General features: G+C 62.2%; 11 protein-coding genes. 4 read left to right on the top strand and 7 right to left on the bottom strand.

The genetic code is table 11. The features are described from left to right. Window positions 1–17 precede the first annotated feature (17 nt). Both AUC43_RS13685 and AUC43_RS13680 read left to right on the top strand, forming a co-directional pair. Window positions 18–299, top strand: coding sequence for a DUF427 domain-containing protein (locus AUC43_RS13685; RefSeq protein ID WP_068194632.1), 282 nt, complete (start codon window positions 18–20; stop codon window positions 297–299). A gap of 82 nt (window positions 300–381) precedes the next feature. Beyond that, window positions 382–1,206, top strand: a complete 825-nt coding sequence (locus AUC43_RS13680) for a bifunctional transcriptional activator/DNA repair enzyme AdaA (protein ID WP_068194629.1) — start codon at window positions 382–384, stop codon at window positions 1,204–1,206. A gap of 78 nt (window positions 1,207–1,284) precedes the next feature. Here the strand turns inward: AUC43_RS13680 and AUC43_RS13675 are convergent, their stop codons facing one another. From AUC43_RS13675 to AUC43_RS13655, 5 genes are all read right to left on the bottom strand, one after another. After that, the gene (locus AUC43_RS13675) at window positions 1,285–2,265 is read right to left on the bottom strand and encodes an acyl-ACP desaturase (protein ID WP_068194627.1); all 981 of its coding nucleotides are present in this window, start codon (window positions 2,263–2,265) and stop codon (window positions 1,285–1,287) included. Between the two features lie 132 nt (window positions 2,266–2,397). Beyond that, the gene (locus tag AUC43_RS13670; RefSeq protein ID WP_068194625.1) at window positions 2,398–4,035 is read right to left on the bottom strand and encodes a hypothetical protein; all 1,638 of its coding nucleotides are present in this window, start codon (window positions 4,033–4,035) and stop codon (window positions 2,398–2,400) included. Window positions 4,036–4,208: 173 nt separating this feature from the next. Further along, window positions 4,209–5,153 carry a glycosyltransferase family A protein gene (locus AUC43_RS13665; RefSeq protein ID WP_068194622.1) on the bottom strand — a complete coding sequence of 315 codons (945 nt, stop codon included), beginning with the start codon at window positions 5,151–5,153 and terminating at the stop codon, window positions 4,209–4,211. 35 nt (window positions 5,154–5,188) lie between these two features. After that, window positions 5,189–6,502: an MATE family efflux transporter gene (locus tag AUC43_RS13660; RefSeq protein WP_157781078.1), complete on the bottom strand. Its 1,314-nt coding sequence runs from the start codon at window positions 6,500–6,502 to the stop codon at window positions 5,189–5,191. A 65-nt stretch (window positions 6,503–6,567) separates the two neighbouring features. Beyond that, window positions 6,568–7,593: a hypothetical protein gene (locus AUC43_RS13655; protein WP_068194617.1), complete on the bottom strand. Its 1,026-nt coding sequence runs from the start codon at window positions 7,591–7,593 to the stop codon at window positions 6,568–6,570. Between the two features lie 180 nt (window positions 7,594–7,773). On the opposite strand from AUC43_RS13655, the gene corA reads away from it, so the two are divergent. Next, window positions 7,774–8,979, top strand: coding sequence for a magnesium/cobalt transporter CorA (gene corA, locus AUC43_RS13650; RefSeq protein ID WP_082685092.1), 1,206 nt, complete (start codon window positions 7,774–7,776; stop codon window positions 8,977–8,979). Between the two features lie 80 nt (window positions 8,980–9,059). Here the strand turns inward: corA and AUC43_RS13645 are convergent, their stop codons facing one another. Both AUC43_RS13645 and AUC43_RS13640 read right to left on the bottom strand, forming a co-directional pair. Further along, window positions 9,060–10,109, bottom strand: coding sequence for an AAA family ATPase (locus tag AUC43_RS13645; RefSeq protein WP_071885919.1), 1,050 nt, complete (start codon window positions 10,107–10,109; stop codon window positions 9,060–9,062). A 177-nt stretch (window positions 10,110–10,286) separates the two neighbouring features. Then, window positions 10,287–13,052: a hypothetical protein gene (locus AUC43_RS13640; protein WP_068194610.1), complete on the bottom strand. Its 2,766-nt coding sequence runs from the start codon at window positions 13,050–13,052 to the stop codon at window positions 10,287–10,289. Window positions 13,053–13,367: 315 nt separating this feature from the next. On the opposite strand from AUC43_RS13640, the gene AUC43_RS13635 reads away from it, so the two are divergent. Then, entirely contained in the window at window positions 13,368–13,763 is a 396-nt protein-coding gene (locus AUC43_RS13635; RefSeq protein WP_157781077.1) for a hypothetical protein, read from the top strand. Window positions 13,764–13,995: the final 232 nt, after the last annotated feature.

Below are 13,995 nucleotides of genomic sequence, written 5' to 3'. Positions count from 1 at the left end.
GTTAATTGCTAAATGAGATGAAAGCTATTTGGAATAATACCGTCGTGGCCGAAAGCGACGACACCGTGGTGGTTGAAAACAACCACTACTTTCCCGCCGACTCCCTTAAATCGGAGTTCTTCGAAGCCAGCATTGCCCAAACCAGCTGCCCCTGGAAAGGGCGCGCTAGCTACTACTCTCTGCGTGTGGCCGGCGAGCACAACAAGGACGCCGCCTGGTACTACCCGGAGCCCAAGGAGGCGGCCCAGCACATCAAAGGCCGGGTAGCTTTTTGGAAGGGCGTGAAAATCGAGCAATAAGTCCCGCGCGATTTACGCAAGAATCGGGTTTTGGAGGCCGGGGCAATGCACGAATTTTGTAGCCAATCAGCCCCCGATTCCCATGACGGACTACGAACGCATTGCCGCCGCGCTCGCCTTCACGCGCGCCAATTTTCAGCAGCAGCCCACCCTGGAGCAGCTGGCCGAACAGGCGCACTGGAGCCCGTTTCATTTCCAGCGCAAGTTTCAGGAGTGGGCCGGCGTGTCGCCCAAGAAGTTTCTGCAATACCTGAGCCTAGACCACGCCAAGCGCATGCTGCAGCAGCAGGTTTCGGTGGCCGAAGCGGCGTATGAAACGGGCCTATCGGGCACCGGGCGCCTGCACGATTTATTCGTGACCCTGGAAGCCATGACGCCCGGCGAATACCGCCAGGGCGGCGCCTCGCTGGCCATAGTGTACAGTTTTGGGGAGTGCCAGTTCGGCCCCTACCTCGTGGCCTCTACGGCCAAAGGCATCTGCAAGCTGGTATTTGTGGAAGACGTTACAAAGGCCCTCTCCGACTTGCGGCAGGAATGGCCCAACGCCACGCTAGTTGCCGCCGAAGAGCCGGCCCACACGCAGGTAGCGCGGTTTTTTGCCCGCACGTTTCAGCCCACCGACCGCCTGCATCTGCACCTGAAAGGCACGCCGTTTCAGCTCAAGATTTGGGAATCACTGCTGCGTATTCCTGAAGGTGAGCTGCGCACCTACGCCCAACTGGCCACCGCGGCCGAGAACGGAGCGGCGGTGCGCGCCACGGGCACGGCCATCGGGGCCAACCCGGTGGGCTACCTCATCCCCTGCCACCGCGTGATTCGGCAAACCGGTGAGTTGGGCCAATACCGCTGGGGCACCACGCGCAAAGCCGCGCTGATTGGCTGGGAAGCCGCACGACAGGTCATATAACAATTAACAGCCGTTCTGAAGGACCAAATGGGCCTATCGGAACGGCTGTTAATTGTTATATGATAATTGTTAAATGGATTAAGAAATCCACTTGAACTTGTATTCCAGCTTGGGCACGGGCATGCGGTCGGCTACGCGGCGCAGGCGGTTGGGCAGGGCCATGATGTAGTCGCGGGCTTTTTCGGCCGGGCCGGTGAGGCCGCCGATGTGCTCGATTTTCCAGTCGTGGATGAGCGAGTCGAGGATGTCGGTGTAGTCGGAGCTGGTGTACACGCCGAGGCGCTGGGCGGCGTCGGTGAAGTGGCCGAAGGTTTTGCCCATTTCAATGCCCATTTCGCGCATGTAGTGGGCCGGCATCACGATTTTTTTACGCATCATGTCCTCGAAGGCCAGCATCATTTCGCTGGGGTCAACTTCGAAAATCTTCTCCACAAAAGTCTTGTAGACGCGGGCGTGGCGGTTTTCGTCGCCCGCAATCATGCCGCAGATTTTGGACAGTTGGTCGTCGCCGGCGGTACGGGCCAGCTGGCCCACGCGGCGGTGTGAGATGTTGGTGGCCTGCTCCTGGTAGCTGGTGTACACAAAGGCGCGGTACGGGTCGTGGGCCGTGCCCAGGTCGAAACCATCGTTGATGAGGTACTGGGTCGAGACTTCAAACTCGCGCATGTTCACGCGGCCGCTCAGATACAGGTAGCGGTTGAGCAGGTCGCCGTGGCGGTTTTCTTCGGCCGTCCAGCCCCGAATCCACTGGGCCCAGCCGTTGTCGCGGTCGCGGTTCAGGTCGTCGAGCTCGTGAAACCAGGCCTCGTAGTTGGGCAGGGCTTCTTCCGTGATGGTGTCGCCGATGAGCACGGCCAGCAAGTCGTAGCTGAGGTTGCTGGCTTTTTCACGCAGCTCTTTTACCTGGTCGAAGAAGGACTCCTGCCGCGAATCAGGTAGAAAATCGGCGGGCTGCCAGCTGTCTTCCACGCTTTTGAGGAAGGTGCCCATGTTGGACTTCAAATAGCCTTCGAGGTTCTGCAGCACTTCGCTGCGGGAAGTCATCGTGGACGTTAGCATAAGAGGGGGCGAAGAAGCGTGAATAATTAATGAAGAAACGCTTTTGCCGAAGCAAAGGTCTGCGGCGCGGGCAAGGAGCAGGGTATAAAATTATGGCATTGGCGCAATGAGGCGCTGCCTTGGCTGCCGGGCTCAGCGGGCCGGCCAGGGCTGCACGCGGTAAAATCGCAGCGTTGAATCGGTGGGCAGCGCTTCGCCAAAGGTAGGGCTTAACTGCATGCGGGGCCCGTCGAAACGGAAACGGCGGCTAAGCCAGGCGGCCGTTTCGGGGGTGAGCACCCACACGGGCGCTGGGCCGGGTTGGGCTGGGGCAGCCAGGCGGCGCAGGCATTCCGTTTGGTCGGCGGTGCCACTGAGCGCGCGCCGCAGCTGGCTTTGCGACGCATCGTGCGACTGCCAGCCGGTGAGCACCAACACCGGCCCGGGACCAAGGGAATATGTGCGAAAGGGCGAGAGGCTTTTGAGCAAGTCATTGCTTCCCGCCAGGATGAGGATGCGGCCCGCACGGGCTTGAGCTATAGATTGTAGCGCCAGCCGGTGGCGCCGCTCCTCCTGGCCCAGCACCTGTCGGCGATGAAGCGTTTTGGCTCCGTAAAGCAGCACGACTACCTGCACAGCTACTAAGCCCAGCAAGCGCAGGCCGCGCGGGAGTGCGACGCTGGCCGTTGAGCTAAGACCAGCGCTTCGTTCTTGAGCTGAAAACACGAAAGCCAGATTGGTTATCAGCCAGAAATCCAGCAGCGGGAGCGCCAGGCGCGGCGGCAGCTTGAGGAATCCCGCGCAGAGCACCAGCGCCGCTGCAAAACTTAGTTGCACCAGCCAGAATAAGGGGCGCTGCCGCCGTTTCCGCGCCTTTCCCAAGGCAGTTGCCGCCAAGGCCAGTAACAGGGGGAAATAGTCGCGAGCCAGCTGCCCAGCTCGCATCATGATTTTGGCCGGCACCTGCTGGGCGAAAAACTCCCGGGCATTGAATACATACGCTCGTTGGCACAAGGCTTCGTTTACTACGGTAGAGTCGCCCATCAGCCACAGGCTGAGCGCAGCCGTGCCCAGGCTATCCGCAGGTGTGCGCGGTTGTGGGCGCAGTTGGTCGAAGTCGAGCACGCGGGCGAAGTAGCGGTCACGCGCTTGGGCCCGGGCTTCGGTGGGCGTTTGGAGCAAGGCGGCCGTGCCAGCCGCCAGGGCCAACCCCAGCACCGCGCTAAGTATCACCGGAGCCGCCCGGCGAATGCCGCCGGCTAACAGCACGGCTGCAGGCAGTACCGCCACAAAACCCATCAGGGCCAGGCTTGGCCGCATTAGCCAGGCGGCCCCCAACCCCGCCAGCCCAATAATTAGTGGCGCTCCACGACCCGGCCGCTGGGCCGCAAACAGCACCGAAGCCCCGGACAGCAGCACCCCCACCCGCACGTGACTGAACCACAGCCAATGTTCCAGCCACGCCACGCCGAAGAACACGACCAGCACCAACACCAGCGCTGCCGGCCGCAAATGGGACCGCAAGAGCCTATCAAGTACCGCAAAAACGAGCACGGTGGCCAAGCCAAGCAGCCCGGCATTGAGCAGCCCAAACCAAGGCCAGTTGGGCAGGGCCGTGTAGGCCGCGGCCAGCACGTGTCCGTAGCCGTGGAAATAAAGCGGCAACGACGCGACCGGCTTCAAGGCCATCACCCCCGAAAAAAGCCAAGCCAGGGAGGCATCGTCGCTGGTTTCGTAGTAGCTGCCCAATCCCGCCACGGTACCAAGCGTGAGTGCCAATGGCAGCAGCACAACGCGGGCAAAAATGGCTAAACGGGAGTGATTCGGCACTGGGGCAACGGGAGAATTTCAGCGAAGAAACGGGGCCGGGCGGCATCGTCCCTGCCATGAGCTCATTTCTTAAGCCTTACTTGGCCTTTCTACTTTCAAAAAAGACCGCCAGATTTAAGCTGGGCTATTAATTATTAAAACATCCGGCTCCACGTAGCCAGGGCCCAATCCATGGCGGTTGGGCTAGTGGTTTGGCGCAGCAGCGCGAACAGCTCCTTTACTTCGGTGTGGCGGTGGCGCCGGGCGGCCTGGCGCAGTTCCCAACGCAGGCGGATAGCTAAGGCGGCGCGTTCGTCGGCGGTGCGCACCAATGCCAGGGCTTTGCCGCATACCTGGATGGTGGAAGCCAGGTAGGGGTCGTGGCGCTGGTAGGCGAGGCTGCTCATGCTGCGGGGGTGTTTGCGCTTGCGGGTCGTCACCTCGTCGAGGTAATGAAACTGCCACTCGCGGCTGGCGCGCACCCAAAAGTCAAAGTCTTCATAGGCCAGCGTCTCGTCGTAGCCGCCTAGTTGGGCCAGGCAGGCGCGGCGCATCATCATGGTGGGCGTGCTGATAAAGTAGTGCCGCAATACTTCGGCAAATACCCAGCCGCTGGCCGGGCGGGGCTTCAGGCCACCGTGGCCATCGGGCTGGTGGTGCAGGCCCAGCAGAGTGCGGTTTTCGGCTATCAGCTCGGCATTGGAATACACCACTCCCACTGTGGGCGCGGCGGCCCGAAACGCTGCTACTTGTTGGGCTACCCGCTCCGGCAGCAGCACATCGTCGGTGGCGAAATCAATCACAAACTCGCCGTGGCTTTGCCGGAAAGCCAGGTTGAAGGCGCGGCAGTTTCCTACGTTTTCGGTGAGCAAATACAGGTGCCAGTTTGGTTGCCGGGCAGCGTACTCGCGCAGTATGGCAGGGCTTTCGTCAGTGCTGGCATCGTCCACGAGCCACACTTCTAGGTTCGGATAGGTTTGGCTGAGAATGGAATCCAGCGCCTCACGCAAAAACGGCGCATGGTTGTGGCACAGCGCCACGATAGTAACGGGCGCTTTGCTTAATAAAGAATGAGGATTGAGGAATGAGGAATTGGGCATGGGCAATGGCGACAAATGAAGGGAAGAAAAATTCTTCATTCTTCATTCTTCATTCCTGATAATGGCTCATTCTTCCTTCTCAACTGAAATCCCGCGCAGGCCAGCAGCAACAGCCAATAGCGGCCGGCATGGGCGAGCACCGCGCCTTCCAGGCCAAAACGCGGCAGCAGCACGGCCAGCATGGCAGCAAACACCGCCGCTGATGCAGCCTGAACGGCCACGTAGGGACCGGTACGCGCCCGGGCGGTGAGCTGAAAAATGAAAATCCAGCTCAGAAATTTGGCCCAGTCGCCCAGCAATTGAGGCCCAAGAAACTCTCGCGCCCCCAGTAAATGTGGGGCAAACAGCAGCGGCAGCAGCCAGTTGCGGCAGGCAAAAATCAGCACCAGGCCGAGGGCGAGCACCGGGGCCAGCAAACCCAGCACCCCCAGCAGGTAACCGCGCGCGGCCCGTGGCTGCCCGGCCAGCGCCGCCAGCCGCGGATAGAAAACGCTGCTCATCACTGCCGCAAACACCATGGTGTAATTGTCGGAGAGCTTGGCCACGGTCTGCCATAAGTCGGTGCGGGCGGGCCCGAAGTTGGCCAGCAGGTAACTGCGCAACACATAGTCCACGGCTTTGCCAAACAGCAGCGTGCTCACAGCCATGAGCAGAAACTGGCTCAAGCGCCGCACGGCCAGGCGGCTGACGGGCCCCGCCAGCCGCAGGTGCCGCAGCACGCCGGCCCGCGCCGCCAGCACCAGGGCCGGCAGCAGCGTGAGCCCCTGCGCCAGCAGGTAAGCCAGCAGCACCAGGTTGAGCGGTAAATGGCGCAGCAGCGCCACGGCGGCCGCACCCGTGCCCAGCAGCGCTACCGCCACCGATAAGCTGATGTAGGCCCTCAGCCGCCCGGCCGCCAGCAGCGCGGCCCCCAGCAGCCCTTGCCCCGTCAGCAGCGCAATGCCCACCACAAACGCCGCCAGGCTGCTCCATCCCCAGCCCAGCAGGCCCTGGCTGGCCAGCACCGCGGCGCCGGCCAGGAGCGCCGCGCCATTGAGGCCCGCCGCCGCGCCCAGCCACACCCGGTAGCGGGGGCTGCCGGGCTGCAGCGGCGCGAGGTATTTCACCAGGCCCACCTGCACTCCGTCGTTGGACAGGGTAGTGAGCAGGGCCATTAGGTTTTGGAATTGGGCCAGCAGGGTGAGGCCGCCGGCCGGCGCGTAGGTCGCAAACAGCTTGTTCAGCACCAGCGCACCCGCGGCCCGGGCTACCACGGCCACGCCCGTGCCCAGGGAGCCGCGCACGAAGCCCCGCCAAACAGATGGAGCGGCAAGCGGCCGGGCTGGCGATGTGGAAGAAGTTGGCAACACAGGCGGCGCGGCAGATTAGCTCAACGAGGGCGTAAAGAACGGCAACCCTAGTTTCCTGGCATTTCTCATTTGTTCCGCAGGCTTTTCGCCCAGCTCAGTCGCAAGCCGGCTACCCCGCCCAGATGCCGTTTAAATCGCAGCAACGAAGTATTGGGGCCGGAGTCGAGCATGGAAGTGCCCAGGTCCAGCACTGCCATGCCGCTGGCCCGGGCAAAGGCGTGCAGGCCTTCGTTGAGCATCACCACCGGGCTCAGGGCATTGCAGCGCAAAGGGCTGGCGGGGTAGAAATTATACAGCACCTGCTCATCTACCCGAATGGCAACCGTGAGCGCAGCCCACCCCCCATCTGGCTGGCGCACCGAAAACAGGAAATGCTCTTTGGGGAAGTGTCGAAACAGCTCCTGCACCCGCGCCAACGGCAACGACAGCTCCTGGCCCCGCTCCAGCCGGCACGCCTGAATAAACTCGTAAGCCGCCGGCAGCAGAAAGGGCGGCTCCTGCTCAAAGTGCAGGCCATAGCGGCGGCACTTGTGCAGGCGGCGGCGCTCCGACGGGTGCAGGTGGGCTTCGTAGGCCCGTTTGGGGTCGAGGTGGTAGTTCTGCTCGGCCAGCGTGACGCGGTAGCCGCGTTGCCGCAGCGTTTCGGCCAGCACGGCGGCACCCGAGGGGTCGTAGGCAAAGGGGTGGCCGCGTAGGGCTACTTCCTGAATCCCGCGCTGGCACAAGGCAGTTTCAGCAGCCTCAAGCAGGCCATGCAGTTGGGCTACGCTCACGCCGGCGGCTAGCTGTACCGCGCCAAAAGGCGCCTGCGCGGGGCTGCGGGCCAGGGCGTTGTTTTCCTCCAGCACTAGGTGCAGTTGGGCTACCGTGCGGCCAGCCGCAGCGTCTTCTAGGTACAGGCTGAGGACCGTTGGGGTAGCCGGCTGCAGTACTTGGTGCTCGGGCCGCAGGTACAGAAACGACTCAAAAGCCAGCGGCAGCCGGGGCGCGGCCGGGCCAGCCGGCCCGCTTTCCACGGCCCAGACGGCGAGCCCCGCCGCCCCGCGCTCCGCGTCTGCCTCAACCGCAACTGTAGAATCCGTACTTTTCAAACTTACTTGTCGTAGCCCTGCCAGCAAAGTACGGCACAGAACCGTCGTCTGCCGACGGGCGGCCCCTTCATTGGGAGCCATTTCACTAATCTGGAAACGCCCGCGCTCAGGATATCTTCATCCGGCCGCCATGCGTAGGGCCGAAATTGTGCTTTCGTTTCTTTATTCCTCTTCCGCCGCATGAACCCGCTCAATTCCCTTGCTTCGGCCGCGCCCAACCGCTCGCCAGCCCTGGCCGAAACCGCCGGTCCGGTGGGCTACACCGTTACCGACCGCGAGGCCACCCGGCAGGCCCGCGAGCAGCAGGTGGGCCAGCGCCCGGGCACCCTCAACGTGCGCGAAGAGGCCATGAAGCCGCGCCTGTTTTTGATGGCCTACGACGAAAACACGTTCATAGAAGAAGAATACACCGACCGCTACGACGAGCTGCTGGTCTGGCTGCGCGACCACCCCGAGCTCAAGCACTGGATTGACGTGCGCGGCTACGGCGACCTGGCCCTGATGGAGCAGCTGATGCACGATTTCGGCCTGCACCCCCTGCAAATGGAAGACGTGCTCAACGATTACCAGCGCGCCAAGGTGGAGGTGTTCGACGACCACCGCCTGTTTATGGTGTCGCGCATGACCGACTTCACCCGCAACCTCGAAATCGACGACGACCAGCTCTCGCTCTTCACCGGCCCCAATTACGTGCTGTCGTTTCAGGACGACTACGACGACTGCCTCGACTCGTTGCGCACGCGCATCCGGTCCAATTTCAGCACCCTGCGCCGCCGGCCCATGCTCTACCTGGCCTACGCCCTCACCGATGTGGTACTCGACCACTACTACCCCACCATGGCCGCCATCGGCGACTACATTGAGGAGCTCGAAGAAGCCATTTTTGCAGACAAGCGCCCGCGCCGGTTGCTCAACCGCATCCTGCGCATCAAAAAGGACGTGGTGCGTTTTCGCCGCCTAGTGTACCCGGAGCGCGACAAAATCGCCGAAATCCTGCGCCTGCCCGATGAAGTGATGCCTGAGGAGCTGAAAATCTTCTACCGCGATGCCTACGACCACGCCATTCAGGCCCTCGACCTGGCCGAGAGCTACCGCGACAACATCTCCTCGCTCACCGACCTCTACCTCTCCGACCAGGGTAACCGCATGAACGAGGTAATGAAGGTACTCACCATCATCAGCACTATTTTCATCCCCCTGAGCTTCGTGGTGGGCCTCTACGGCATGAACTTCCAGCACGACGACGGCCACGGCCACGTGCTGCCCCTCAACATGCCCGAGCTCTACAAGCCCTGGGGCTACCCCATGGTGCTGGGCCTCATGTTCATCGTGGTCATGATTCAGCTCGTGTATTTCTACCGCAAAGGCTGGCTGACAAATAGATAATTTTCATTTAACAATTAGCATTTAACATTTATCAACTGCTCTATTTGCCCAAATTGAGCTGATGGAACGGCTGATAAATGTTAAATGCTAATTGTTAAATGACCCAAAACTTGGGCCACTCGCTCGGCCACGGTGCCTTCAACTAGGGTGTAGGGGATGCCGAAGTAGTCCAGCTGCATGAGAATCATGCCGTGCTGGAAGCTGCGCAGCGCCTCGGGCCCGCGCCAGCCGTCCTGCTCAAAGGGCACGGTGGGGGCGCACACGAACGTGTGGGCGTAGCGCTGCCCGCACACGGCGGCCATGGCCTGCAGCATGGGGTCGCAGCGGTGGAAATAGTAGTAGGAATACAGGGCCGTAGTGGCCGCGTTGGTATCGCAAAAAATCACTCCCTGGGCTTGAGCTCCGGCTTCGTTTTCCAGTTCCACGTGGCGGCGGGCGATGTAGAGCAGGTCTTCGTAATCGAGGTTGCCGCTTTTTTGCTCGTGCAGGGTGCGCCCGTATTCCGGTACCCACACCGTGTCCAACGCTTCGGCCAGGGCGGCGCACAAGGTTGATTTGCCGCTGCTTTCGGCCCCGAGCAGCACCACGCGGGGCACGGCGGCCGGCGGCACCACCCCAAATTGAGCTGCCACCAACGGGTGTAAAAACTGTGCATATTCCGTCGGATAGCTGCGCACCAAGGTTCCGGATACCGGCACCTGCGGGCGGGCAGGGTCAACGGCGACATGCGCGGCGCCTAGATGCTTGGCAAACCCAGGCCCGTAGTCTTCGCTGCTGAAAACAACGTCGATATGAATACCACGTTGGGCTAGCCAGCGGCGCACAAATTCGCGATGCGTGGCGTCATCGGCTGCATCAGGCGGCACACCGTCGGCGTCGGCCGAAAGGGCGGAAATGCGCAGGGGCGTGCTGCCAATTCTTGGTCCTTCGGATACCTCATCGCCGCGGTACAGCTCCCGAATCCAGCCGGCGCGAACAGCGGCGGGCAACGTGGCCGAATCAGGATTGGCATACACCAGCACCACCAGCTCGGACACTTGAGTTGCAGCAGCTTCGAGCAGGAGTTGATGGCCTTTGTGCAGCGGCCAGAATTTGCCAACTACCAAGCCCGTTGATTCAGATGTATTCATGTATTATGGATGTATCAACGTAACAGACTGTTATGTTGGGTTTACAAAGCCCCTTTACTGCGCCATTTGTCATGCTGAGCGCAGCGAAGCATCTTCTCACGGCTCAACGATTCGTTCAACCTGAGAAGATGCTTCGCTGCGCTCAGCATGACAGCCGATTGAGTAACATTCTGATTTCTAAGGCAACGCCACCTTCAGCTCCGTGCGGCGCAACTCGCGGCTCACTGTGCGCACCAGCTGATAAGTATCGGTGGTGGCATCGTAGCTCAGGCCCACGCCGGAACCGGTGCTGGGCATGGGTGCGCCGCCCAGCAGCCGGCCCTTGCCATCGTACACAAACACGTGGCCCGGGCCGGTTTCTGTGACGGCGATAATCCGTCGGCCATTGCCAAAGTCGAAATACTGAACGGGTTTAACGCCCGAAGTCACGAAGCGCTGGGTGATGAGCGGAACCGGCTTGTTGGGCAGATACACGTCGAGCTGATTGCCATCTTCTCGGGTCACGGCGAAGGTGCGGCCGCGGGCGTCGGGCACCAGCCGGAAGCGGGCTGTGCGGCTCCAGGTGGCCACCCGTGCCCGGCTGATGATGTCGCCGCTAAGGTTGAAGACCACCAGCTCGCCGTGCTGGTTGACAAGTGTAAAGCGGCTGCGCGCCAGCGTGGCGCCGGCCTGCACCAGCACCCCGCCGGCCAACCGCCCGCCCATGCTCAATGGAAAACCGGGGAACAGGCTCCCCTTCCCATCAAAGGCATACACGTAGCCGTTTTGCAGCGGCACCAGCACCACATCGCGCCCATTCACGCTGAGCAAGGCCGGCCGGCCCGCCAACGGAAAGTCGAGCTGCTTGGGCTGCCAGCCCGGGAAAAGGCGCCCTTTGGCGTCGAGCAGCAGCAGGTCGTTGCCCGCCGTCACGGCCAGCAGGCGCGCGGGGGTACCGGCGCCGCTGCCGGGTGCAGCCAGCAGGGCGGCCACGCGCACGCTATCGGGCAGGTTGAGCGGGAAAGGCAGCACATCGCGGCCGTCGTTGGCAAGGAGATGCAGTTTGTGGCCAGCACCCAGCAACAGGCCGCCCGGCACGCCGCCCGCACCCGGCAGCAGGTTCAGCCCCACTACCGGCGTGGTGAGCGTATCCGACCACAGCACGGTGTTATCGGCACTCACGTAGTAGAGCACGCCCGTCGAGTCCTGCACCACCACCGCCGGAATGCGCGTGCCCAAGGCCGGCAGCAGCGTAGGTGCCCCCAGCAGCGGGTACTGAAAGGTCATGACCCGGCCGTTGGCCGCCCCACCGGCCTGCGATAAAGCGGGCCCCAAATCGGGGTGCCGCAGCAACAGCTGGGTGTAATACTGCGCCTCCGGGGCCGACTCATTTTCGGCCGGTACCAGCTGCATCGCAATCTGGGGAAAGCGTTTAAACAAGGCTTCGTTGCGCAGCAGGCCTGCCCGGCGCTCCTCGGTGAGCACGCCCAGCAGGGCGTTCCAGCTGTTGCGCGTATCGATAATGATGCTCAGTCGGGCCTGGGGCAGGGTTTCCTGCAAAAACGAAACCTGCGTGGGGCTTTGCGCCCAAGTGCGGCCGGCCACCACATCGGCCAGGTAGCCATTCAGGGTCAATTCATCGGAGAGCACCAGGTAGTTGCCCACCATCACGCCCGCGCCGGCCACGGCCTCCACCGCATAGGGCCGCGCCGGAGCCAGCAAGGGGCCCAGTATTGCCGCTTCGGGGAAGGCCACCGGGTGCACCTCGTAGGGGCCTACTCTGGTAAACGACGGCGAACTGTTGTAGATGCGGCGCAGCCGGGCCAGCCACTTGTTGGTGCGGGCGGGCGCGGGGCAGCGCACAAAAGCCAGCCGGCCGGGCCGGCTGCCCGCCGCCGCCGTAGCCAAATAGCCAATAGCCATTTCCCCATCAAAAGTAGCCCGCAAGCTATCCAGGGCGGCGTTTCGGCCCAACGAATCGACCAACGGGCGGCCTGGGCTGGGCCAGGTGCGGGCGGGGTCGGCGGCCAGGTGCAGCAGCATAGCCGTGCGCGTGCTCATCAGGCTGGTCATTCTTAGGGGTTGGGCGGGCTGGCCGCGCAGGCGCTGGTGCAGCGCGCCCCGGGCCGTTTCGGGATTCGAGAACCCCTGGAGCTGGGCCCGGCTACCGGCCAGCTTCACGCCCAGCAGGCCCTCAGACACTAGGCCAGCCAGCTGGTCGAACTGGCTGTGGGCATCTTTCCGAAACAGCACGTCCAGAAACTGCGGCAGGCGCCGGTAGTTCACCAGCAGGCTGGCATCCACGCCTCGCAGCTTCAACAAATCGGTGGAGCTGAACGCGGCCACTACCGTCGGCGCATCGGGATGAGCTAGGCGGCGCACTACGGATTCCACCAGCGCTGGCTTAGCACTCACCACGAGGTGGTTGCGGTAGTTGAGCACGGTGAGGCTGTTTTCGCTGCGCCGCTCGGTGAGCACGGTCAGTTCCTGGTCTTCGTAGTCGCGAGTGCTGAGCCGGTAGCGAGGGTCGCGGCCCAGCGTTTCGAGCAGGCTCCGTACCTGCCGGTACTCGGCCACGCGGGCCAGCGGAATCTGGTAGAGCACATCGAACTCGCCCGACCCCGTTACGTGCACGGAGGTAATTACGAGCTTGCGGCCCAGCAGGGCCAGGATGCCGTTGCGGCGCCGGGCGCTGCCACCCGCCAGGCTATCGGCCAGGGCCAGATGCCCAGCGGCCTGTTGGAAGTAACGCACCGCCGTGAGGTTGTCCCACAACTCGGTTTCCTGCAGGTGGCGGACAAGCGCGGGGTGGTCGTGGGTGCTCAGCACCAGCACGGCATCGTCGGGCACCAGGGAGTATGGGTCTACCGGCACGGCCGCAAGGGTGCGCCGGTAATAGACGTAAGTGGCCAGCGCGAGCAGCAGGAGCAGCGCCGTTAATAACGCCAGGAGCTTTCGGGACATGCTTAAGGAAGCGGATGACGGGCGACGAAAGTACGGCCTAAGGCAGGTTGCCAACGCAACGCTATCCAGCGGCAGCCCGGAATAACCAGCCCAACCCAGTAGTGAGCGAGAGCCAAGGTCTCATTCTATAGGCTACCACGCACAAAAAGATGAATTTATATAGAACTGTAGGGATGGAAAGATGCGGCTGGCGCCCATCGGCACCCTTAGCCGGGGTTCCTTTGAAAAGCATTTTAGCAGCCACTATACCAATGACTTACCAGGCGCTAACGGGTAAAATAAAAAGCTCAGCGTTGCGGCCAACCTTCTTATATTTTGCTTCATGAAGCTACTGGTGCGTCCTCGTTTTCAGTTGAGCTGTTTTGGGGCATCGTGCTGCTGTTGCTTGCACCCGCCTGCTATCACTTTACGCCGGGCGTCGATGAGGTAACCACCGACCACAAGGAGCTGCTGGGCAGCTCCGAAACGGTGCGCGGCTTCTTCGACCGGTTTCAGGCCGCTTACCAGCAGCGCGACTCCACGCTCTACGGGCAGCTGTTGGCACCCAGGTTCTGGTTTACCTACCACGATTTCGTGGCCAACGCGGACCGCTCCTGGACCCGCGACGTGGATGCCAACACCACCTACCGCCTCTTCAAAGCCTCCCGCTCCACCAAATTGCAGTGGATGCAGTACCTACCTGCTCCGGCACGCTCTCGTCGGACACGCTAGCCAATGTGGAACGCGCCTTCCAGCTTACCATCGAGCAGCGCAACAGCGAGCGGCTTTCGGGCTAGGGCACGGCTCGGCTGTTGCTGGTGTGCAAGCACCGCAACGCCCCGTGGCGCATGCGCACCAGGTACGACCGCAGCGAATTTTAATTAGCTTTTCGCTACGTTTCAAGCAAGGCCTGCCGTTTACGGCGGGCCTTTTCGTTTTCTTTGACAAAATTCTCTCCTCTTCT

Source organism: Hymenobacter sedentarius, from assembly GCF_001507645.1.
GTDB lineage: Bacteria > Bacteroidota > Bacteroidia > Cytophagales > Hymenobacteraceae > Hymenobacter > Hymenobacter sedentarius.
The sequence above is the reverse complement of the archived record's forward strand: the minus strand, read 5'-3'. Positions and strand labels throughout refer to the sequence as shown.

What these genes read in the sequence shown, in the direction of transcription:
- AUC43_RS13685 (WP_068194632.1), top strand. Translation starts at nt 18, where the DNA reads ATGAAAGCTATTTGGAATAATACCGTCGTGGCCGAAAGCGACGACACC.
- AUC43_RS13680 (WP_068194629.1), top strand. Translation starts at nt 382, where the DNA reads ATGACGGACTACGAACGCATTGCCGCCGCGCTCGCCTTCACGCGCGCC.
- AUC43_RS13675 (WP_068194627.1), bottom strand. Translation starts at nt 2,265, where the DNA reads ATGCTAACGTCCACGATGACTTCCCGCAGCGAAGTGCTGCAGAACCTC.
- AUC43_RS13665 (WP_068194622.1), bottom strand. Translation starts at nt 5,153, where the DNA reads ATGCCCAATTCCTCATTCCTCAATCCTCATTCTTTATTAAGCAAAGCG.
- corA (WP_082685092.1), top strand. Translation starts at nt 7,774, where the DNA reads ATGAACCCGCTCAATTCCCTTGCTTCGGCCGCGCCCAACCGCTCGCCA.
- AUC43_RS13645 (WP_071885919.1), bottom strand. Translation starts at nt 10,109, where the DNA reads ATGAATACATCTGAATCAACGGGCTTGGTAGTTGGCAAATTCTGGCCG.
- AUC43_RS13640 (WP_068194610.1), bottom strand. Translation starts at nt 13,052, where the DNA reads ATGTCCCGAAAGCTCCTGGCGTTATTAACGGCGCTGCTCCTGCTGCTC.